Origin of the sequence: Stenotrophomonas sp. NPDC077461, assembly GCF_049545475.1 — a bacterium.
Classification (GTDB): domain Bacteria; phylum Pseudomonadota; class Gammaproteobacteria; order Xanthomonadales; family Xanthomonadaceae; genus Stenotrophomonas; species Stenotrophomonas nematodicola.
The window spans coordinates 268,553-289,624 of record NZ_JBMWDO010000004.1 but is presented as its reverse complement, the minus strand read 5'-3'; the positions used below and the strand labels follow the sequence as shown (position 1 = coordinate 289,624).

At 68.1% G+C, this 21,072-nt stretch carries 24 protein-coding genes; 15 read left to right on the top strand and 9 right to left on the bottom strand.

What is annotated here, in order from left to right:
• Positions 1–56 precede the first annotated feature (56 nt).
• Entirely contained in the window at positions 57–1,274 is a 1,218-nt protein-coding gene (locus tag ACPEH8_RS10045; protein ID WP_313217326.1) for an RNA polymerase sigma factor, read from the top strand.
• An 88-nt stretch (positions 1,275–1,362) separates the two neighbouring features.
• Here ACPEH8_RS10045 and ACPEH8_RS10040 read toward each other — a convergent pair whose 3' ends face one another.
• Positions 1,363–1,941, bottom strand: a complete 579-nt coding sequence (locus ACPEH8_RS10040; RefSeq protein WP_313217325.1) for an EF-hand domain-containing protein — start codon at positions 1,939–1,941, stop codon at positions 1,363–1,365.
• A gap of 155 nt (positions 1,942–2,096) precedes the next feature.
• On the opposite strand from ACPEH8_RS10040, the gene ACPEH8_RS10035 reads away from it, so the two are divergent.
• Complete coding sequence (locus ACPEH8_RS10035; RefSeq protein WP_017354934.1) at positions 2,097–2,852, top strand: arginyltransferase; 756 nt, start codon at positions 2,097–2,099, stop codon at positions 2,850–2,852.
• Between the two features lie 37 nt (positions 2,853–2,889).
• Positions 2,890–4,095, top strand: coding sequence for an endonuclease/exonuclease/phosphatase family protein (locus ACPEH8_RS10030; RefSeq protein ID WP_423666623.1), 1,206 nt, complete (start codon positions 2,890–2,892; stop codon positions 4,093–4,095).
• 31 nt (positions 4,096–4,126) lie between these two features.
• Here the strand turns inward: ACPEH8_RS10030 and purT are convergent, their stop codons facing one another.
• Positions 4,127–5,314 (bottom strand): formate-dependent phosphoribosylglycinamide formyltransferase, encoded by a 1,188-nt coding sequence (purT, locus tag ACPEH8_RS10025; RefSeq protein ID WP_136006179.1) that lies wholly within the window; start codon positions 5,312–5,314, stop codon positions 4,127–4,129.
• Between the two features lie 139 nt (positions 5,315–5,453).
• Between purT and ACPEH8_RS10020 the strand changes: the two genes are divergently transcribed.
• From ACPEH8_RS10020 to ACPEH8_RS09990, 7 genes are read left to right on the top strand one after another with little or no spacing between them, the layout of a single operon-like run.
• On the top strand, positions 5,454–6,338 hold the full coding sequence (locus tag ACPEH8_RS10020) for an SPFH domain-containing protein (RefSeq protein WP_136006176.1): 885 nt from the start codon (positions 5,454–5,456) through the stop codon (positions 6,336–6,338).
• A 4-nt stretch (positions 6,339–6,342) separates the two neighbouring features.
• A complete protein-coding gene (locus ACPEH8_RS10015) occupies positions 6,343–6,522 on the top strand; it encodes a hypothetical protein (RefSeq protein WP_017354938.1) in 180 nt (59 codons plus the stop codon).
• The gene (locus ACPEH8_RS10010; RefSeq protein WP_017354939.1) at positions 6,519–6,698 is read left to right on the top strand and encodes a DUF4177 domain-containing protein; all 180 of its coding nucleotides are present in this window, start codon (positions 6,519–6,521) and stop codon (positions 6,696–6,698) included. The genes ACPEH8_RS10015 and ACPEH8_RS10010 overlap by 4 nt, the downstream gene beginning before the upstream one ends.
• Position 6,699: 1 nt before the next feature.
• Positions 6,700–7,998: an alpha/beta hydrolase gene (locus ACPEH8_RS10005; protein WP_313161197.1), complete on the top strand. Its 1,299-nt coding sequence runs from the start codon at positions 6,700–6,702 to the stop codon at positions 7,996–7,998.
• On the top strand, positions 7,995–8,549 hold the full coding sequence (locus ACPEH8_RS10000) for a PH domain-containing protein (protein WP_313161196.1): 555 nt from the start codon (positions 7,995–7,997) through the stop codon (positions 8,547–8,549). The genes ACPEH8_RS10005 and ACPEH8_RS10000 overlap by 4 nt, the downstream gene beginning before the upstream one ends.
• 9 nt (positions 8,550–8,558) lie before the next feature.
• Complete coding sequence (locus ACPEH8_RS09995) at positions 8,559–9,368, top strand: M15 family metallopeptidase (RefSeq protein WP_166472738.1); 810 nt, start codon at positions 8,559–8,561, stop codon at positions 9,366–9,368.
• Between the two features lie 29 nt (positions 9,369–9,397).
• Positions 9,398–9,928 (top strand): hypothetical protein, encoded by a 531-nt coding sequence (locus tag ACPEH8_RS09990; RefSeq protein WP_153164493.1) that lies wholly within the window; start codon positions 9,398–9,400, stop codon positions 9,926–9,928.
• A gap of 10 nt (positions 9,929–9,938) precedes the next feature.
• On the opposite strand, the gene ACPEH8_RS09985 is transcribed toward ACPEH8_RS09990, so the two are convergent.
• From ACPEH8_RS09985 to ACPEH8_RS09965, 5 genes are all read right to left on the bottom strand, one after another.
• Positions 9,939–10,613: a DNA-3-methyladenine glycosylase family protein gene (locus ACPEH8_RS09985; protein WP_136006166.1), complete on the bottom strand. Its 675-nt coding sequence runs from the start codon at positions 10,611–10,613 to the stop codon at positions 9,939–9,941.
• 1 nt (position 10,614) lies between these two features.
• On the bottom strand, positions 10,615–10,986 hold the full coding sequence (locus tag ACPEH8_RS09980) for a DUF423 domain-containing protein (protein ID WP_017356776.1): 372 nt from the start codon (positions 10,984–10,986) through the stop codon (positions 10,615–10,617).
• 105 nt (positions 10,987–11,091) lie between these two features.
• Positions 11,092–12,171: an SRPBCC family protein gene (locus ACPEH8_RS09975; RefSeq protein ID WP_423666621.1), complete on the bottom strand. Its 1,080-nt coding sequence runs from the start codon at positions 12,169–12,171 to the stop codon at positions 11,092–11,094.
• Between the two features lie 280 nt (positions 12,172–12,451).
• Complete coding sequence (locus ACPEH8_RS09970) at positions 12,452–13,093, bottom strand: response regulator (RefSeq protein WP_017356778.1); 642 nt, start codon at positions 13,091–13,093, stop codon at positions 12,452–12,454.
• The gene (locus tag ACPEH8_RS09965; protein ID WP_017356779.1) at positions 13,093–14,289 is read right to left on the bottom strand and encodes a sensor histidine kinase; all 1,197 of its coding nucleotides are present in this window, start codon (positions 14,287–14,289) and stop codon (positions 13,093–13,095) included. The genes ACPEH8_RS09970 and ACPEH8_RS09965 overlap by 1 nt, the downstream gene beginning before the upstream one ends.
• 138 nt (positions 14,290–14,427) lie before the next feature.
• Between ACPEH8_RS09965 and ACPEH8_RS09960 the strand changes: the two genes are divergently transcribed.
• From ACPEH8_RS09960 to ACPEH8_RS09940, 5 genes are read left to right on the top strand one after another with little or no spacing between them, the layout of a single operon-like run.
• A complete protein-coding gene (locus ACPEH8_RS09960) occupies positions 14,428–15,024 on the top strand; it encodes a GNAT family N-acetyltransferase (RefSeq protein ID WP_017356780.1) in 597 nt (198 codons plus the stop codon).
• Between the two features lie 15 nt (positions 15,025–15,039).
• Complete coding sequence (gene minC / locus ACPEH8_RS09955; RefSeq protein WP_423666619.1) at positions 15,040–15,810, top strand: septum site-determining protein MinC; 771 nt, start codon at positions 15,040–15,042, stop codon at positions 15,808–15,810.
• Between the two features lie 36 nt (positions 15,811–15,846).
• Positions 15,847–16,656 (top strand): septum site-determining protein MinD, encoded by an 810-nt coding sequence (gene minD, locus ACPEH8_RS09950; RefSeq protein WP_136006162.1) that lies wholly within the window; start codon positions 15,847–15,849, stop codon positions 16,654–16,656.
• Positions 16,657–16,658: 2 nt separating this feature from the next.
• The gene (gene minE, locus ACPEH8_RS09945; RefSeq protein ID WP_017355894.1) at positions 16,659–16,919 is read left to right on the top strand and encodes a cell division topological specificity factor MinE; all 261 of its coding nucleotides are present in this window, start codon (positions 16,659–16,661) and stop codon (positions 16,917–16,919) included.
• Positions 16,920–16,965: 46 nt separating this feature from the next.
• Positions 16,966–17,451 (top strand): hypothetical protein, encoded by a 486-nt coding sequence (locus ACPEH8_RS09940; protein WP_423666617.1) that lies wholly within the window; start codon positions 16,966–16,968, stop codon positions 17,449–17,451.
• 114 nt (positions 17,452–17,565) lie between these two features.
• Here ACPEH8_RS09940 and ACPEH8_RS09935 read toward each other — a convergent pair whose 3' ends face one another.
• Positions 17,566–18,798: a DUF819 domain-containing protein gene (locus ACPEH8_RS09935; protein WP_017355896.1), complete on the bottom strand. Its 1,233-nt coding sequence runs from the start codon at positions 18,796–18,798 to the stop codon at positions 17,566–17,568.
• 117 nt (positions 18,799–18,915) lie between these two features.
• The gene (locus tag ACPEH8_RS09930; RefSeq protein ID WP_136006161.1) at positions 18,916–20,979 is read right to left on the bottom strand and encodes an alpha/beta hydrolase family protein; all 2,064 of its coding nucleotides are present in this window, start codon (positions 20,977–20,979) and stop codon (positions 18,916–18,918) included.
• Positions 20,980–21,072 lie beyond the last annotated feature (93 nt).

The following is a 21,072-nucleotide window of genomic DNA, read 5'->3' as shown; positions in this document are numbered from 1 at the left end:
GGTCACATTCCCTGCCCTGCCCCGTCATGATGTCACTATCCCCAGGGACCGATGCCATGACGCCACACCCGTTGACCGCCACACTGGAGCGCGAACTGCCCGCCGCTGCGGGCGGCTGTCAGCAGTCCTACGGCCGTATCGTGCTGGCCTGCCAGAACACGGTGACCGCGATCGCCCTGGCGATCACCCGCGACGTGCAGGCCAGCGAGGACATCGCGCAGGAGGCCTTCATCAAGGCCTGGCAGCAGCTCAACCAGCTGCACAGCCACGCCAGCTTCCTGCCGTGGCTGCGCCAGATCACCCGCAACCTGGCCCGCGACTGGCTGCGCGCCAACCGCGGCCGGCCACTGTCGGGCGAGGCGGCCGAGATGGCGATCAGCATGGCCGCCGATCCCCGTCCCAGCGCGCCGGAGTACCTGCAACGGGTGGAAGAAGAAGTGGCCGCCGAGGAAATCATTTCAGCGCTGCCCGAAGACAGCCGCGAAACGCTGCTGCTGTATTACCGCGAGGGCCAGCGTTCCCAGCAGGTGGCCGACCTGCTCGGGTTGAGCGATGCCGCCGTGCGCAAACGGCTGTCGCGGGCGCGGGCCACGGTACGCGAGGAGATGCTGCGCCGCTTCGGCGACTTTGCCCGCAGTTCGGCGCCCAGCGCGGCGTTCGCCACCACGGTGGTGTCGATGGCGCTGGTCGCTGCGCCCGGCACGGCCAGTGCGGCGATCCTGATCGGCACCGGCATCGGTACCGGCAAGCTCGGGTTGGGGGGTGCCAGCCTGTCCGGCGGCGCGGCGATGGGCTCGCTGGGCGCCGCCGCCAGCCAGAGCCACCTGTTTGGCAGTGGCTTCGACTGGGGCGCGGCGGTGGGCGGCATGGTGGGCGGCGTGGTCGGCAGCTACCTCGGCGGGCGCTACCTGATGCGCTATGCGGAAACCAATGCCGAGCGCGCGGCCGTGCGCGGGTTCGTGCACTACAGCACCTTCACCGCCATGCTGATGTGCATGGCGGTTTTCGTTCTGACCGCGCTGCAGGCCACGTGGTATTGGCCGCTGGTCGCGCTGGTGATCGGGCTGGCCGTCGTCAACTACCAGTGCCTGGTGCCGCTGCAGCGGATCATGGCGCCGATGATCGCCCGCGATGCCGCCCGCCACGGACGCAGCGGGCCAACGTGGACCTACCAGTGGATGTACGGCGGCAAGGCGATGATGGCGGTGAACCTGCTGATGCTCGTGGTGATCGCCGGGGTGATCGCCCGGGGCGTCCGGCTGGGGCATGCCTGAGGCCGGACAGCACATCGCCGGTCGATGACCGGCGGTGTGGGGTGCCGGGCCGGGGCCCGGCGGTGCGTTGCGATGGGCGGACGCTGCGTCAGCGGGCCTTCGGTGCCGGCGGAGCGTCACCCCGGTGACCGCCGCGCGGACCACCGAACGGGCCCTTGGCGGCGTCGAACTCGGCCTTGCTGATCTGGCCGTCCTTGTTGGTGTCGGCGGCAGCGAACCACGCATCGCGGTGCTGCTTCATGCGCAGCTCGCGGTCGGCTTTGTCCAGGTAGCCATCCTTGTTGACGTCCGTCTGGTCGAAGCGCGCGGCCAGGCGCGGATCAGCCTTGGCCTCCTCGCGGCTGATGCGGCCGTCCTTGTTGGTATCCAGCCTGGCCAGCATGTCGCCGCGGCCACCCGGGCCACGGCCGTGCCGCTTGCCATGCCAGCGCGGCAGTTCTTCGCGCGAGAGCTTGCCATCCTTGTTGGCGTCCAGGGTGTCGAACTTGGCGGCAAGACGCGGCGCCTTGGCCGCCTCGGTGCGGTCGATGAAACCATCGCCGTTGGTGTCCAGCGTGGCGCGGGCCGGCGCACCGGTCGGGGTCGGGGCATCGGCGGCCACCGCCAGACCGGTCGCACCGGTGGTCATCAGCAGGGCCATCAGCAGAAGGGGGTTGCGATTGCGCATGGGTCACTCCGGTTCGTAGGGAAATCCGTGTGCGGTGCGTGGGCACCCACACCGGTAACAACGCGCGGGCGCCGTCGGGGTTGACCGTCCCGGCGGCCGTGTTCATTTGGCAGACAGTCGCGCCGCCTGCGACGGCCGGGCGCTATGCTGGGCGCATGGCAATACACGGCGACCGCGACGACGAGCTGCGACTGTTCCAGACCGGCGACCACCCCTGTGGCTACTGGCCGGACCGGGCCGCGCGCGACCTGGTGCTCGACCCCCACGACGCACGCCTGGGGTCCCTGTACCCGATGGCGCTGAGCTGGGGCTTCCGCCGCTCGGGCGATCTGGTCTACCGCCCGCACTGCGCGCAGTGCCATGCCTGCGTGGCGGTGCGTGTCCCGGTGGCGCGCTTCGCGCCGGACCGCAGCCAGCGCCGCTGCCTGGCACGCAACGCCGACCTTGAGGTGCGGATCGTGGCAGCCGAACAGACCGACGAGCAGTTCGCGCTGTACCACCGCTACCTGACCCATCGCCACGCCCAGGGCGGCATGGACGAACACGGCCCGCACGAGTTCGACCAGTTCCTGATCGGGCAATGGTCGCAGGGCCGCTTCCTGGAGGTGCGCGGGCCGGGCCAGCCGGGGCACCGCGGCGACCTGCTCGGCGTGGCCGTCACCGACGTCACCGCGCAGGGGCTGTCGGCGGTGTACACCTTCTTCGATCCGGACCAGGCCGCGCGCGGCCTGGGCACCTTCGCGATCCTGCAGCAGATCGCCTGGGCCCGTCGCGAACAGTTGCCACACCTGTACCTGGGCTACTGGATCCGCGACCACCGCAAGATGGACTACAAGCGCCGCTTCCGCCCGCTGGAGGCCTACGACGGCCGCCGCTGGCACGATTTCGACGACGACCGGGACGGGCGCTGACGCACCGCTGACATCGCGTCGGGTGCAGAATATGCGCATGAAAGCCCATCCCCTGATCCTTGCCCTGGCCCTGCTGTGCAGCGCCTGCGCCCAGAGCCCCGTCAAGACCGCCGCCATGCCGGACACGTCCTCCGCGCCCCTGCGGATTGCCACCTATAACACCTCGCTGTACAGCGACGAGACCGGCGGGCTGATCGCCGAGCTGGAAGGCGACAGCGAGCACGCACGCAAGATCGCCGCAGTGCTGCAGCAGGTCCGCCCGGACCTGGTGCTGCTCAACGAGTTCGACTACGACGACGCCCACCGCGCCGCCGACCTGTTCCAGCAGCGCTACCTGGGCACCGCCCAGCCCGGCGGCGGCGAGCCGCTGCACTACGCCTACCGCTACCTCGCCCCGGTCAACACCGGCGTACAGAGCGGGCTGGACCTGGACAACAACGGTGAGATCGGCGGCGACGGCCGCGCCCGCGGCAACGATGCCTGGGGCTACGGCCTGCACCCGGGCCAGTACGGCATGCTGGTGCTGTCGCGCTACCCGATCGATGCGGACAAGGTCCGCAGCTTCCAGTTGCTGAAGTGGAGCACGATGCCGGGCGCGCTGCGGCCGATCGATCCGCGGACGGGCACCTCCTTCTACAACGACCACGTGTGGTCGCAGCTGCGCCTGTCCTCCAAATCGCATTGGGACGTGCCGGTGACCACGCCGAACGGCGTGGTCCACGCGCTGGTCTCGCACCCCACACCGCCGGTGTTCGATGGCCCGGAAAAGCGCAACGCCGCGCGCAACCACGATGAGCTGCGCCTGTGGCAGGAGTACCTGTCGGCCAGCCACAAGCCCTGGCTGTGCGACGACCGCGGCCAGTGCGGCGGCCTGGCGCAGGACGCGCGCTTCGTGATCCTGGGCGACCTCAACAACGACCCGGTCGATGGCGATGGCCGCCACGAGGCGATTGTCGAGCTGATCGAGAACGCACGCGTGCTGCGCTATCCGACCCCGCGCAGTGCAGGCGCCGAACAGACCAGCCTGGCCTATGCGGCCAAGGGCATCGTACGCAAGGGTGCGCCGTTCCATGCCACCGGCGATTTCGGGCCGAAGTCGGGCACGATGCGCCTGGATTACGTGCTGCCCTCGGTCGGTTTCAGCTACGTGGGCAGCGGCGTGTTCTGGCCCGCCAACGAACACCCGGAGGCGAAAATCGCCGATGGCAGCGACCACCACCTGGTGTGGGTGGACGTGCGCTGAGGGACGTACCTACCGCTTCATTGCGCCCCGGTCAGGGGCGCAGTTCAATCCCGATGGCGTCGGCCGCCTCACGCGCGATGCGGCGTGCGTCGTCGATATCGGCGCCGCGCGCCAGGGTGACGCCGACGCGGCGGTGACCATGCACGCTGGGCTTGCCGAACAGGCGCAGCGCCGTGTCGGGATGGACCAGTGCGGCATCCACATTGCTGAAGAAGGGCACGCCTTCGCCGTGCGCCAGCATCGCGCAGGAGGCGGACGGACCGCTCTGGCGGATCAGCGGGATCGGCAGGCCGAGAATCGCCCGGGCGTGCAGCGCGAACTCGCTCAGTTCCTGCGAGGCCAGCGTGACCAGGCCGGTGTCATGCGGGCGCGGCGAGACTTCGCTGAACCACACCTCGTCGCCCTTCACGAACAGCTCCACGCCGAACAGGCCCCAGCCGCCGAGATCGTCGGTGATGGCCTGCGAGATTTCCTCGGCACGCGCCAGCGCGCGCGGCGACATCGGCTGCGGCTGCCAGCTTTCGCGGTAGTCGCCGTCCTTCTGCCAGTGGCCGATCGGCGCACAGAACGAGGTGCCGCCGGCATGGCGCACCGTCAGCAGGGTGATTTCGTAGTCGAAATCGATGAAGCCTTCGACGATGCAGCGCCCCGCGCCGGCGCGGCCGCCGGTCTGCGCGTATTCCCAGGCCGGCGCGATGTCGGCCTCGCTGCGCAGGGTGCTCTGGCCCTTGCCCGACGACGACATCACCGGTTTGACCACGCACGGCAGGCCGATCGCCGCCACGGCGGCGCGGTACTCGGCCTCGGTATCGACGAACCGGTACGGCGAGGTCGGCAGCCCCAGGGTTTCGGCGGCCAGGCGACGGATGCCTTCGCGGTCCATCGTCAGGCGCGCGGCGCGCGCGGTGGGCACCACGCGCTGGCCGGTCTCCTGCTCGAGCTGCACCAGCGTTTCGGTGTGGATGGCCTCGATCTCCGGGACGATCAGGTGCGGCTGTTCCTGGGCAATCAGCGCGCGCAGCGCCATCGCATCGAGCATGTCGATCACATGCGCGCGATGCGCCACCTGCATCGCCGGGGCATCGGCATAGCGGTCGGCGGCGATCACCTCCACCCCCAGCCGCTGCAGCTCGATGGCGACCTCCTTGCCCAGTTCGCCCGAGCCCAGCAGCAGGACGCGGGTGGCGGAAGGAGACAGCGGCGTGCCGAGCGTGGTCATGGCGTTTTCCGGGCATCAGGGGCGGGTGGGCATTCTAGAGCGTGGCGGCCGGCGACGGGATGATCCCGGGACAGGAGGCACTTGCATGTTGATATCATTTTGATATCTTTGATTCCCAACCCTCCCAAGGACGATCCCCGTGAAAGAGAAAACCATCCGTTCGATGTCCGGCCTGGTGCTGCTCGCCCTGGTGCTGCTGGCGTCTCTGCTGGGCGGCGCCCTGTTTGTGGGCGGTGTCATCGAGCAGAAGCAGGCCGGCGGCGCGCTGGCGGTGCTGTCGATCCTCGCGGGGCTGGGCATCGGTGCCCTGGCGCTGTTGGTGCTGGCCGGCGTATACACCGTGCAGCCCAACCAGGCCGTGGTGCTGAGCCTGTTCGGCAAGTATGTCGGCACGGTCAAGGACAACGGTCTGCGCTGGAACAACCCCTTCTTCAGCAAGAGAAAGGTCAGCCAGCGCGTGCGCAACTTCGAAAGCGGCAAACTGAAGGTCAATGAACTGGATGGCAGCCCGATCGAGATCGCCGCAGTGATCGTCTGGCAGGTGGTGGACGCCTCCGAGGCGGTCTACAACGTGGACGACTACGAGAGCTTCGTGCACATCCAGTCCGAATCGGCCCTGCGCGCGATGGCCACCAGCTACCCGTACGACCAGCATGAAGACGGCCAGCTCTCCCTGCGCAGTCACGCCGCCGAGATCTCCCAGCACCTCAAGGACGAACTGGCCGAGCGCCTGGCCGATGCCGGCGTACAGGTGCTCGACGCGCGCATCAGCCACCTGGCCTACGCCGCCGAAATCGCCCAGGCGATGCTGCAGCGCCAGCAGGCCAACGCCGTGATCGCCGCACGTACGCGGATCGTGGCCGGTGCGGTGGGCATGGTCGAAATGGCCTTGGCCGAGCTGCAGAAAAACGGCGTCGTGCAGCTGGACGAAGAGCGCAAGGCGCACATGGTCAGCAACCTGCTGACGGTGCTGTGCTCGGACCGTGGCACCCAGCCGATCGTCAACGCCGGCTCGTTGTACTGACGTCATGGCCGAGAAGAAAGCCTATCCGCTGCGCATCAACGCCGACGTGCTGGCGGCCGCGCAGCGCTGGGCCGATGACGAGCTGCGCAGCCTCAACGCACAGATCGAGTACGTGCTGCGCGACGCACTGCGCAAGGCCGGACGCCTTCCCAAACCGGATGCCAACAAGGAGAACAGTGAATGAGCAAGCGTTGGAAGTACCTGACCGTGGAAGTGAAGCCCAGCTGGTCGGGGAAGATGGACACCGAGGAAGTGCAGACGCAACTGAACCGGCATGGGCAGCTTGGCTGGGAGCTGGTCAACATCGTCATGGCCGCACCGATGACCGCAGCGGTCCTGGTCTTCAAACAGGAGGCCTGAGATGCACACGACGCTCCGTCGCGGCGCCGCTCTGATGTTCGCCAGCCTGGCGCTGGCGGCTGCGGCCGCGCCGCCGGAACAGACCGCCACTGCCGTGCTGGACCGACTGCAGGCCGGCGATGCGCAGGCGGCCGAGGCGCTGTTCACGCCGGAACTGGCCCAGGCCGCGCCCGCCGCCACGCTGCAGGCGCTGTGGCAGTCCTTCGGCGAACCGCGCGGCCGCGGCGCGGCGCGGGTGACCGCCCACCAGGGCATGCAGGTTGTCGTGCAGCCCCTGCAGTTCGCCACCGGCACGGTCGATGCGCAGGTGGCCGTGGATGCGGCCGGCCGTGTCGCCGGGCTGATCTTCCGGCCCGCCGCCACGCCTGCGACGCCCGCCCCGGACGTGCCTGCCGGCGCCGGTTATCGCGAGCAGCCGCTGGAGATTCCCACCACCAGAGGCAGCCTTCCCGGCACGCTGGCCATGCCCGCCGGCACGGGGCCGTTCCGCGCGGTGGTGCTGGTGCATGGCTCCGGTCCACAAGACCGCGATGAAACCATCGGCGCCAACCGGCCCTTCCTGGACGTGGCGCGCGGGTTGGCGGCGCAGGGCATCGCGGTCCTGCGTTACGACAAGCGTACCCACGCCCGTCCGCAGGATTTCAGCGGTACCGACTACACCGTGGACGATGAAACCACCGACGATGCGGTGGCCGCCATTGCGGCGCTGGCCGCTACCGCCGGTATCGATCCGCGGCATCTTTATGTGATGGGCCACAGCCAGGGCGGCATGCTGGCCCCGCGCATCGCCAGCCACTCGGGCAAGGTCGCCGGGGTAGTGCTCTGGTCCGCGCCGGCGCGCTCGCTGCTCACCCTGCTGCCCGAACAGAACCGCTACCTGCTGGGCCTGGACGGCCAGATCAGTGCCGATGAGCAGGCCTTCCTGGACAAGCTCGATGCGCAGATCGCCGCCGCGCGCGGCACGACACCGACTGCCGCCGCCGACCTGCCGCTGGGCCAGCCGGCACGGTACTGGCAGTCGTTCGAGGCGATCGATCCGGTTGCCGACGCGCGCGCCCTGGCGCAGCCGATCCTGCTGCTGCAGGGCGGGCGCGACTTCCAGGTGGTCGATACCGACTGGCAGCTGTGGAGGCGCGGGCTGGCACGGCAACGTGCGGTCACCTTCCGCGACTACCCGGCACTGAATCACCTCGGCATCGCCGGTGAAGGTCCGGGATCGCCGAAGGAATACACCCGGCCCGGCCACGTGGCCGCGCCGCTGATTGATGATGTGGCGCGATGGATCGGAGCACAGCCGTGAGCGCGGCACTCCCTGCCGCCCGCACCTTCGCGGTGGCACCTGCACCGGTGTGGCGGCTGCTCTGGCTGTGGGTGCCGCTGCTCGGCTGCGCGGCGCTGATCGTGGTCGGCACGCTGCAGTCCGACCAGCGCACCACGCACGAACTGGCGTTGACCGTGCCGTTCCTGGCGCTTCTGCTGGCGGTGCTGACCTGGGCCTTTTTCCGCCGCCGCATCACCCTGCATGGCAGCACGCTGGACGTCACGGCCGCGTTCTACCGCAGGCAGGTGCCGGTGCAGGCGATGATGCTGGCCAAGGCGCGGGTGGTGGACCTGGCCGGACATGACGCGCTCCGCCCGCGGATGATGCTCAACGGCTACGGCGTGCCCGGCTTCAACGCCGGGCACTACCGGCTGCGCGACGGCAACCGTGCGTACTGCCTGCTCACCGACGCCAGCCGCGTGCTGCACATCCCCCTGCACGACGGCAGCGTGCTCCTGCTCAGCCCCGAGCAGCCCCGCGCCCTGCTGGCGGCACTGCAGGCGCTGGCCGGGCCTGCGGCCACGCACTAAGCTGGGCACATGCGCCGATCCCCTGCCCTGCTGATCAATACCGCCGAGATCGAACTGTGGCCCGGCGGACTGCTGCGCGCACGCGGCAATGCCGATGCGCGTGCCCTGGCGACTGCCCACACGGTATTGCGGCGCAAGCGTGATGGTCGCTACCTGGCGGCGGTATCCACGCACGGCGTACTGCCGCTGGTGCCGCGGCTGATGCGCGAACCCGGCATCGACGCGGCGCTGGATGCGCTCGAACACCGCCTCACCGGTCGCGAGCGTGCGCACGATCTGGACGGGGTATTGCCGCTGCACGGCTTGGAGCTGCGCCTGGCGCAGCTCGGGGTCGATGCGCAGGCCTACGAGCACACGACCGGGCTGGCGCTGGAAGCCGAACCGGCACGACTGCAGTTCGCCGGCCGCGACCGCTACCGTCGCCCGTTGTGGCTGCACCATCGCGCGGCACTCAGCTGGCAGCGCATGCGCGCCCAGGCCGCCGCCGACGGGATCGTGCTGGAGGCCATCTCCGGCTATCGCAGCCACGATTACCAGCTCGGCATTTTCGAGCGCAAACGCGCGCGTGGGCTGGCGGTGGCCGATATCCTCACCGTCAACGCGGCACCGGGCTACAGCGAGCATCACGGTGGACGTGCGCTGGACATCGGCAGTCCGGGCGAACCCCCGGCGGAAGCGAGCTTCGAGGCCACCCCCGCCTTTGCCTGGCTGACGGCGCACGCGGCCGACGCCGGCTTCCGGTTGAGCTACCCACGCGACAATCCGCACGGCATCGTCTACGAACCCTGGCACTGGTGCTGGCACCCGGCGGGCGACTAACCTTCGCATTCGAACAAGGGAGCGGGATCATGGACGACATCAGCCCGTATCAGGTGGGCACGACGACGCGGCCAGCCGCACCGCGCCGGGCGTGGGATCACGCACCGCGCCCGCTCACCTCACCGATCCGGCAGATGGCCGCACTGGGCGCGATCCTGGCCGTGCTGGCAGTGGGGATGGCCGTGTACCACCTGGGTGATGCGGTCCAGATCAGCATCGAGACATCGGATGGGCGCATCGGCATGTCGCTGGCCGCAGCCGTGTTCCTGGTCGATGCGTGCATCCAGATCGCGCTGTCCTGGGGCGTGCTGCGCGCCAGCCGCGTGGCCGCCTGCCTGCTGATGGCCTACTACCTCGCGGGCAAGGTCCTGCTGCTTGTCGTTGGCGACGGCCCGACGGTGCCGGGCCTGGCCTGGATGGTGGTGGTCTGCGGGGTGATGCTGCGCGGCACGATCGCCACGTTCCGCTACCACGGCCACCTGAAGCAGGAGCAACGCCATCCGCCCCGCCGGCTCAGCGACGACCCGGCCTTCGCGCCGAGGACGCCGGCCCTGGAGTGACCCGCCGCGCTCAGTCCTGCGAACGGTTGGTGGGCGCCTTCGGCGCGTCGGTGAAATCGGCGATCCGCCACAGGTACAGGCTGGCGTAGGTCCGGAACGGGCCCCACGCGGCGCCGCGCGCCTGCAGCTCCTTCGGCGTCGGCATCAGCGCGGCCTTGTCCACGCGCTGGGCACCCTTGCGCACGCCGAGGTCGTCGACCGGCAGGATGTCCGGCCGGCCCAGGCGGAACATCAGCATCATTTCCACGGTCCAGCGGCCGATGCCACGGATCGGCACCAGCGCGGCAATGATCGCATCGTGGTCCATCACCGACATCCGGCGCAGGTCGGGAATCTCGCCGGCCGCCTCGCGCCGCGCCAGGTCACGCAGCGCCAGCGCTTTGTTGCCCGACACCCCGCACGCGCGCAGGCCCGGATCATCGATGCGCGCCAGGGTATCGGCGTGCAGGCGCGGGCTGCCGATCGCCGCTTCCACCCGGCCCACGATGGTGGACGCCGCCTTGCCGCTGAGCTGCTGGAACAGGATCGCCCGCGCCAGCGCATCGACCGGGTCGAACGAGCGGCCCCACCCCGGGGGCGGCTCGATCGGACCGAGCCGTTTCATCCAGGTGCCGAGGCGACGGTCACGCCGGCTCAGCCAGGCGTATGCCTCCTCCACATCGAAGCCGCGGCGGAAGCGCGGCACCTCAACGCCTCAGGGCATTGAAGGCGTACACCACCCACCCCAGCATCAGCGCGCTGCCGCCGACCGGCGCCAGGCCGGTGCGGAACTGCCAGACCGCTCCGGCGACCAGGCTGCCCGAGAAAAGCAGCGTGCCCAGCAGCAGCACTGACAGGGCCAGCTTGCCGACCCGGTTCTGCTGGGTGGCCCCCAGCGCGGCCAGCGCCACGCCGTGCCCGAAGGCGAACAGCGCGGCGGTGTTGACGTGCGACTGCGCCAGCGGCTCGGCGATGCCATGCGACGCATAGGCCGACAGACCCACCGCCGCGGCGGCCAGCAGGCCGCCCAGGCAGGCCAGCAGTGAGGGTCTGCGCGCGCGTCGTTCGAGGTTGAGCATCCTTCCATCCTTCCAGACAAGGCTCCGACAACGGAGCGGCAAAAAAAAACGCGCCGCAGGAAGCGGCGCGTTTTCGTCGTGCGTTACATCACGGCAACCGTCGGTTTACTTGACGGCCCAGTAGATGTCGTACGTACCTTCCGGGGTGAAGGACTTGTCCACACCACCGTTCCAGGATTCGTACGGACGGTCGATCACTTCGTTGCCGGCAGTGACAGCCCAGGCACGCAGAGCGTTGCGCGCCACGTCCAGACCCGCCATGTGGCCGGTATAGGCCGCGTGGGCCGAACGGTGCGGCGCGACATGCACGTACTTGACCGGTGCGTCACCGTCGATCTTCACCGTCAGGGCCTCGGCCGAGGCCGCTTCAGCACCCTTCTTCTTGACCGGCTGGGCCACGTCGAAGGCGTACTTCTCCTGACCGAAGTCGGTGGTGATGATGCGCAGCGGACCGGCGGCTTCGAGGTTGTTGGCCTCCATCACGCGCTTGATCCATTCCTGGTTGTCGCGGATCGACTTGGTGATGGTTTCCTGACCGCGGTCGACGTTGCCGGCGTTGACGACCAGCAGGTCTTCGACCGCGACATCGACGATGGCCAGATCGGTCAGCGGGGCTTCGGCAGTGCGGTAGTCAACGTTCGGCACGGTGGCCAGCATGTTGGCCATGCGGCTCAGACCCAGCTTCAGGTCGTCACCGATGTGGCGGCTGACGTACAGACCGGCGTAACGACCGAACAGGTCGAAGCCGTACTTGACGCTGTAGTCCTGCGTGATCTTGACGTTGCGGCCACCCTTGCCGGTCGGCTCGAGGGTGAAGCTGGTGGTCTTGTCGTGGCCCTTGCTCGGGTCCTCGATCGCGATCGCCACGTGCTTGTTCTGCTCGGACTCGGTGATCACCCAGCTGCCCTGGCCCAGGGAGCTTTCCTTGGAGGCGTAGTCCAGGCGGGCACCCACGCCGGCGGCCGGGCCGGAGTGCTTCAGCTCAACGGCGGGATCGCGCAGCAGCAGCGGGTTCCAGTCCTTGAAGCGGCGCAGGCTGTTGACCGTGTCGAACACGATCGTCATCTTGCGGTTGGTCTCGATGCTTTCGGAAATATGGCGCTCGCCCGGCAGACATACGCCAATGATGACGAACAGGCCAGCCACGATCCCCAAGGCGATCAGGAACTCGATAATACGGGTCATTCAGGAGTCTCCGGGGCCGATCCCACGGCCGGGTTGATTGAAGCGAAGCGCCAATCCTAGCAGGCTTCGCGGGTGTTGTTGATCAGGATTGGCGCACCGGTTTCCATGCCGGCAGCGGTTTTGCATAGACAAGGAGCGGAAAGATAGCGCATCGCGGGTGCCAGCACGTAGGGGATGGGCGATATTTCTTTGCCGGATTCGGCGAAAACCCCTCGCCAGCCGCCCGCATCCCTTGTGCCGCAAGCCTTTCGGCCATCGGTGAATGTTTTTGCCGTGGGCCTCAGACCAGTTGGAGTTCGAAGGCCTTCAATACGGCCCGGGTGCGGTCGCGCACGCCCAGCTTGGACAGGATGTTGGACACGTGGTTCTTGATGGTGCCCTCGGCCACGCCCAGCGAATTGGCGATCTCCTTGTTGGAGAACCCGCTGGCCATCAGCCGCAGGATCTCGGTTTCGCGGTCCGTCAACGGATCGGGCCGGTCCAGGCTGACGAATTCGTTGCGCATGTGCTCCAGCCCGGACAGCAGGCGCTGGGTCACGGCCGGCTGGACCAGCGAGCCGCCGTCGGCCACGGTCCGGATCGCCCCGACCAGCTGTTCCAGGGTGACGTCCTTGAGCAGGTAGCCCTTGGCGCCGGCCTTCAACCCGGCCAGCACCAGCTGGTCGTCGTCGAACGTGGTCAGGATGATGGTGGGCGGCAACTGGTTCAATCGCGACAGCATCTGCAGTGCTTCCAGCCCGGACATCACCGGCATGCGCATGTCCATGAGCACCACGTCGGGCCGTACCTGCGGAACCACGTCCACCGCCTGGCGCCCGTCGGCGGCCTCGGCGACCACCTCGATGCCATCGTCGAGTGCCAGCAGCGAGCGGATCCCCTGCCGCACCAGGGTTTGGTCGTCGACCAGGCAGACGCGAATCATCAACGCACTCCTTCCAGGATGGCACCCAGCATCAGCACTGGCACGCCGGGGACCGAGGCGCACAGGCGGAAGCCCTGTCCCCGGCGGGTTTCGATCTGCAGCTCTCCGCCGCATTGTTGCAGGCGTTCGCGCATCCCGCGCAAACCATTGCCAACCACGATGCCGTCGGCCCCCACCCCGTCATCATGCGCCTGCAGCACCACCATGCCCGGCGCCTCGCGGCGCACGCGGATCCAGAGATTGCGGGCGTGCGCGTGGCGCACGGCGTTGGTGATGATCTCCTGGGTGCAGCGCAGCAGGACGTGCGCGCGCTCGGGGTCTTCCACGCTCAGCGGCTCTTCGATGTCCAGGTGGATGTCCAGCGACGGCACCTGTTCGGTCAGCGGGCGCAGGGCGGCGGCCAGGTCGATGGCGCCGCTGTCGCGCAGCTGGCTGACCGCCTCGCGCACGTCGGTGAGCAGCAGTTTGGCCAGGGTGTGGGCCTGGTGCACATGTTCCTGGGCCTGGCCTTCGGTGATGTGGCCGGCCACTTCCAGGTTCAGGCTGAGCGCGGTGAGGTGGTGGCCGAGCAGGTCGTGCAGCTCGCGCGAGATGCGGGTGCGCTCGTTGACGCGCGCGCTCTCGGCCAGCAGCACGCGGGTGGCGCGCAGTTCGGTGTTGAGCCGGCGCTGCTCCTCGCGGGCGTCGGTCTGTTGCCGGGCGACCAGGCTGGTCACGAAGATGAACATGGAGAAGCCGCCGTACAGCAGCGACTGCATTATCGCCTCGAACAGCGAGAACGGCAGGAACAGGTAGTAGACCGGTGCGACGGCCAGCTGGCTCAGCAGCAGCCAGATCACGCCCACCCGTGCCGGCAGCATCCACGGGATCACCCCGGCGGCCACCATCATCAGAATGCTGCCCAGGCCCGAACCGCTGAGGAAGCTCACCCCGAGGGCCGACACGGTCAGCAGAACCAGGATCGCGCGGTCGTACCAGGCCGAGTGGCCGCCGTGGCGCAGACCACGGGTCAGCCACAGGTAGCCCCCGCCGAACGCCAGGTAGGCCACGAACAGCAGCACGGCGAACAGGTCCACCCCACCGCTGTGGCGGATCAGGGCTTCGTACTGGGAGTACACCAGCGGCAGGCCGAGCATGACCCAGGTGAACAGGCCGGCCAGTCGCAGTACTCGGGTTTGGCTGAGGTATCCCAACATGGATGCATCTTAGGCTGAACCTGCGCCCCTGCACCCGGACATAAGTCATGGCCGCCGGGTCGCGGGGGGGCGCCACCCATGCAATAATCCGGCGCAGGGCCCCTTGATGGGCCAACCGCGTTACCCCACGGAGTCACAATGTCGATTGTCATCCGCGACGTGCGCGAGCACGAGCTCGATTCCGTCCTGGCCCTGAACAACAACGCCGGCCTGGCCATCCTGCCGCTGGATGCCGCGCGACTGCGTCTGTTCTACGAAACCGCTGAATATTTCCGCGTCGCCGAGCGCGACGGCAACCTGGCCGGTTTCCTGATCGGCTTCGGCAGCGAGAGCCAGCACGACAGCACCAACTTCGCCTGGTTCAAGCAGCACCTGGGCACCGGCTTCTTCTACATCGACCGCATCGTGGTCGCCAGCCGCCGTCGCGGCGGTGGCGTCGGCCGTGCGTTCTATGCCGATGCACAGAGCTACGCCGAGCTGCGCTACCCGCAGATGACCTGCGAGGTGTTCCTGGACCACGGCGCCGACGCCGCCCTGCTCTTCCACGGCAGCTTCGGCTTCCGCGAGGTCGGGCAGAATACGATGTCGCACGTGGACGTGCGCGCCAGCATGCTGCTCAAGGACCTGTGCAGTTACCAGTGGGTGCACGACACCTACGGCGACCAGCTGCCCGACGTGCCCTGGGTGGGCCACCGTCGCGAGCCGCTGCGCGTACAACGGCCGACGGGGACCTGATTGGTGGCAGCGAACATGGATTTTGAACAGGCCGGGGAACTGAAGATCGGCCAGGTCGGTATCGCCAACCTGCGCATCCGCACCCTCGACGTAGAACGCCTCACCCGTGAAATGCACGACCGCGTGGCACGCGCGCCCAAACTGTTCGGGCGCGCGGCGGTGATTCTGGATTTCGGCGGCCTGAGCCAGATGCCCGACGTGGCCACGGCCCGGGCACTGCTCGATGGCCTGCGTGGTGCCGGCGTGCTGCCGGTGGCGCTGGCCTATGGCACCACCGAGACCGAGCTGCTGTCCCAGCAGCTCGGCCTGCCCCTGCTGGCCAAGTTCCGCGCGCAGTACGAGCGCGCCGAGGCCGAACCCGTCGCCCCGCCACCGGCACCGGAACCGCCGCGCCGCACCCGCGCGGCGGCGGCCACGCCCGCACCGGTTGCAGCGCCCCCGGCCGCTGCGGCGTCGCAGCCCGGCCGCATGCAGACCAGCAACGTGCGGTCGGGCCAGCAGCTGTATGCCGAAAACTGCGACCTGACCGTGATGGCCACGGTGGGCGCCGGCGCGGAAGTGATCGCCGACGGCAGCATCCATATCTACGGTACGCTGCGGGGCCGCGCCCTGGCAGGTGCACAAGGCAATACCACGGCGCGTATTTTCTGCCGTGATTTCCATGCTGAACTGGTCGCCATTGCCGGCCATTACAAGGTACTGGACGATGTCCCGGACACGCTGCGCGGCAAGGCCGTGCAGGTGTGGCTGGAACAGGACCAGATCAAGATCGCTGCGCTGGACTGATGCAGCCCCCAAAATACAAGAATCAGGAGAAGTCCTTTGGCTGAAATCATCGTAGTCACCTCCGGCAAAGGCGGCGTCGGCAAGACCACCAGCAGCGCCAGCCTGGCCTGCGGGCTGGCACGTCGTGGCAAAAAGGTGGCGGTGATCGACTTCGACGTCGGCCTGCGCAACCTGGACCTGATCATGGGCTGCGAGCGCCGCGTGGTGTACGACTTCGTCAACGTGGTGCACGGCGAAGCCACGCTCAAGCAGGCGCTGATCAAGGACAAGCGGTTCGACAACCTGTACGTGCTGGCTGCCTCGCAGACCCGCGACAAGGATGCGCTGACCCAGGAAGGCGTGGGCAAGGTGCTCAAGGACCTGGCCGCCGACGGCTTCGACTACATCATCTGCGACTCGCCGGCCGGTATCGAGAAGGGTGCCTTCCTGGCGATGTACTACGCCGACCGCGCCGTGGTGGTGGTGAACCCGGAAGTTTCGTCGGTGCGCGACTCCGACCGCATCATCGGCCTGCTCGATTCGAAGACGCACAAGGCCGAGTCCGGGCAGAGTGTGCCGGCGTTCCTGCTTCTCACGCGCTACAGCCCGGCACGGGTGGAAAGTGGCGAGATGCTGAGCATCACCGACGTCGAGGAAGTGCTGGGCCTGAAGGCGATCGGCGTGGTGCCCGAATCGGGCGACGTGCTGAACGCGTCCAACAAGGGCGAGCCGGTGATCCTGGACCCCGAATCGGCGGCAGGCCAGGCCTACGAAGATGCGGTGGGCCGCATCCTCGGCGAAGAGCGTCCGATGCGCTTCACCACCGTGGAGAAGAAAGGCTTCTTCAGCAAGCTGTTCGGAGGGTAAGCATGGGACTGTTCGATTTCCTGAACCGGAAGAAGACCACTGCCGAAACGGCCAAGAACCGCCTGCAGATCATCATCGCGCAGGAACGCAGCCACCGTGGCGGCCCGGATTATCTGCCGCTGCTGCAGCGCGAGCTGCTGGAAGTGATCAAGAAGTACGTCAATATCGACGCCGACGCGGTCAAGGTGGACCTGGTCAAGGACGGCGAGCACGACGTGCTGGATATCTCCGTGGCGCTGCCGGAAGGTCCGCAGCAGCCCTGACCGACACCGCCCCTTCCCTCCGGAAGGGGCGCACTTTTCGTATTGCATGACCACCGTCGCCACCGACGCCCAGCCGCAGGTCACCTGCGTAGGCGATATTGATTTCGAGGATGCCGCCACACTGCTGGCGGCGCATGCGCTGCGCCTGCATCGGATCGAGGCGGGTGCGCCGATCCCGGGCAGCTACTGGGGCGAGCCGGAGGCGGGCATCATCGGCAGCGATGTGTACGTCCGCGACGACACGCCGGTGCATTCGATGCTGCACGAGGCCTGCCACCTGATCGTGCTGCCGCCGGAGCGGCGCGCACGGGTCCACACGGACGCGACCGATTCGGTCCCCGAGGAAGACGCCACCTGTTACCTGCAGATCGTGCTGGCCGCGCAGCTGCCGGGCGTGGGCAGCGATCGGCTGATGGCCGACATGGACGCGTGGGGGTATACGTATCGCCTGGGGTCGACCAGAGCGTGGTTCGAGCAGGATGCGGAAGACGCGAAAGCGTGGCTGATCGAACGCGGTCTTCTTCCTGCGTAAAGCATCGGTAGTGCCGGCCGTTGGCCGGCACGCGCTCTGTGTGCGTGCAAGTCCCCGGCGCTGCGCGCCGTCGCCCGACCGGCGGTCGGGCGCTACCCGGGTGTGGGCCGGGGGCTAGTGCCCTGCCAGCGAGCGCAGGGTGACGCCGACGATGTAGGCCAGATAGGTGCCGGTGGCGTAGCCCATCGTGCCGAGCAGCACGCCGACCGGGGCCAGCGACGGATGGAACGCGCTCGCCACGACCGGTGCCGAGGCCGGGCCACCGATGTTGGATTGCGAACCGATCGCAAAGTAGAAGAACGGCACCTTCAGCACCATCGCCAGCGTCGACAGCAGGACGATGTGCACGGCGATCCAGATCAAGCCGAGCAGGAACAGCCACGGGCGTTCCAGCAGCGCGAGCAGGTCCATCTGCATGCCGATGCACGCGATCAGGAAGTAGAGCAGCAACGAGCCGAGCTTGGAGGCACCGGCGCCTTCGAGATTGCGAGCCCGGGTGAAGCTCAGGGCCAGGCCGCAGGTGGTGGAGATGACCACGACCCAGACGAACGGCGCGTCGAGACTGAACTGCGGGGCCCAGCTGACGTGGCCCTTGAACCAGGCCGATACCGGCCCGGCGATGGCATGCGACAGGCCGACGGTGCCGAAGGCGACCGCGATGATCAGCATCAGGTCGGTCAGGCTGGCCACGCGTTCGTGTTCGGCCTGGAACTTCTCGATGCGCACCTTCAGCGCATCGATCGCCGAGGTATCGGCACCGGTGGCCGCGTCGATCTTCGATGCATGGCCGGCCATGAAGATCAGCACCGCCATCCACACGTAGCCCACGCCGACGTCGACCACGGCGAACTGGCCGAAGGTGGTGGCGTTGACGTCGAACACTTCGCGCATCGCCAGCATGTTGGCGCCGCCACCGATCCAGCTGCCGGCCAGCGCGGCCATGCCGGCCCAGGTATCGCCGGCAACGGTGGACGGATGCATCCACTTCATCACCAGAAAGGCCACCACTGCACCGAGCATGATGCTGAAGGACGCGCCCAGGTACATCGCGATGAGTTTCGGGCCGAGCCGCAGAATGCCCTTGATGTCCACCGCCAGGGTCAGCAGCACCAGCGCGGCGGGCAGCAGGACATCACGGGCGATCGGGTTGTACAGGCGCGTGTTCTGGCCGTCGATCAGCCCGACGGTGTTGTAGATGCCGGGGATCAGATAGCACAGCAGCAGAGCCGGCACGACGGCGTAGAAGTGTTTCCACAGCCCGCGCGGTCGCGAGGCGGTCCAGAACACGGCACCGAGGGTGGCGGCGATCAGGCCGAAGACGACGATGTCGTTCTGGATCAGGGGCATGAGAGCATCCTGGTAGTGCCGGCCGGGGCCGGCAACCTTGCAGAGTCGATGGGGGTGCCGGTCAGCCGCCGGCGCCAATGAAAAGCGCCGCCCCGGAGGGCGGCGCTGCAATCCGGCTTACTGGCCGATGTGCTGCTTCAACCAGCCGTTGACGGTGTCGTGCCACTGCACGCTGTTCTGCGGCTTGAGCACCCAGTGGTTTTCGTCCGGGAAGTACAGGAACTTGGACTCGATGCCCTGGCGCTGTGCAGCGGTGAACGCGGCCAGGCCCTGTTCAACCGGAATGCGGAAGTCGAGCTGGCCGTGGATCACCAGGATCGGCTTCTTCCACTCGGCAACATGGTTGACCGGGTTGAACTTCTCGTAGTTCGCGGCCTTCTGGTACGGCGTACCGCCCTGCTCCCACTCGGTGAACCACAGTTCCTCGGTGGCGTAGCCCATCATGCGCTGGTCGAACACGCCGTCATGGTTGACCAGGCACTTCCACGGCTCGTTCCAGTTGCCGGCGATCCAGTTGACCATGAAGCCGCCGTAGCTGGCGCCCAGCGCGCACGCCTTGTCGCCGTTGAGGAACGGGTACTGCTTCTGCGCGGCCGCCCAGCCCTTCTGCAGGTCTTCCAGCGGGCGGTCGCCCCAGTGCTGGCTGATCGCGTCGGTGAAGGCCTGGCCGTAGCCGGTGGACCCGTGGAAGTCGATCATCACCACGGCGTAGCCCTGGCCCGCGTAGGTCTGCGGGTTCCAGCGGTAGCTCCAGCCGTTGCCGAAGCTGCCCTGCGGGCCGCCGTGGATCAGGAACGCCACCGGGTAGGTCTTGCCTTCCTGGTAGTTGTACGGCTTGACCACGTAACCGTGCACGGTCTCGTTGTTCCAGCCCTTGAACTGGAACTGCTCGTAGTCGCCAAAAGCCACGTCGGGCAGCATCTGGCCGGCGCTCGGGGTGATCTCGCGCTCGTTGGCACCATCGAAGGCGGCCACCACGATCTGGTCGCCGCTCTTGAGGCTGTTGCGGGTGTAGGCCAGGGTCGTACCGCCACGGGTCGGCGACCCGATGCTGCCACCTTCGGCGATCACCGCCGCCTCGCCGCTGTCGATATCGACCAGGAACAGGCGGTGTTCGCCCATGTCGTCGGCCGAGGTGTAGATGCCCTTGCCGTCGCCGGACAGGACGATCTCGCCGGCCGAGCGGTCCCACTTCGGCGCGATCTCGCGGGTCTTGCCGGTGGCCACGTCCATCGCCATCAGGCCGAAGCGGTCGGCTTCGAAGCCCGGGCGCTTCATCGCGCGGTAGTACAGGGTCTTGCCGTCGTCGCTGAACACCGGACCGGCATCCCAGGCCGGGTTGGCGGCGGTGAGGTTCACCGGTGCCTGCTTGCCGTCTGCATCGAGACGGTACAGGTCGAAGTTGGTCGACCACGGCTCCTGCTTGCCGGCCACGCGGATCGCAGCGACCACGGACGTACCGTCCGGGGACCAGGTGAAGTCGTCATTGCCACCGAACGGCTTGGACGGCGCATCGCCATCGAGCGTGGCGCTGATCGCCGAGGCGCCCTTGACTGCGGCGCCCTTGGCTGCCGGCAGCGGCGCCACGAACAGCGTATTGCGGCGGCCATCGTTCCAGGTGTCCCAATGGCGCACGAACAGGCTGTCGAAGACTTCGCCGGTGTTCTTGCGCGCCTTGTGCGCGTCCAGCTTCCTGCTGGTGCAGGCCAGGTCCGAGCCGCAGGCCTGGAATACGCCGCTGCTGAAGGCCACGCGGTCGCCCTGCGGGGACACGTGGTAGCTGTCCACATCGACCGGGAAATCGGTGAGCTGGCGCGGCGTGCCGCCGGCGGTCGGCATGGCATACAGCTGCTGGCTGCCGCCCTTGGCGCTCAGGAAGTACACGGTCTGGCCGTCACCGGACAGCGCGGCGGAGTTGACGTTCCAGCCGGCCGGGGTCAGCGGCTTCGGCGGTGCGGCGTCACGGGTGCGCAGATCGCGGATGTACAGGCCGGTGCTGGCCTTGCTGTCCGTCCCGACCACGCGCTTGGCGAACACCACCTTGCCGCCGTCGGCGGTCAGCAGCGGGGCCGAAACCCGATCCAGCGCGATCATGTCGCGCACATCCAGGCCGCGCGTGGCCGCCAGCGACGGCATCGCGGTCAGCAGGCACAACGGCAGCAGGGCGTAACGAAGTTTCATCGGGGTCTCCGCGGGACGGCAAAACGCCGATGGTAGGGCGGCACCCGGTCCGAAGCAAAGGCCACAGGTCATGGGCTTGGCCAGATCCGGCAA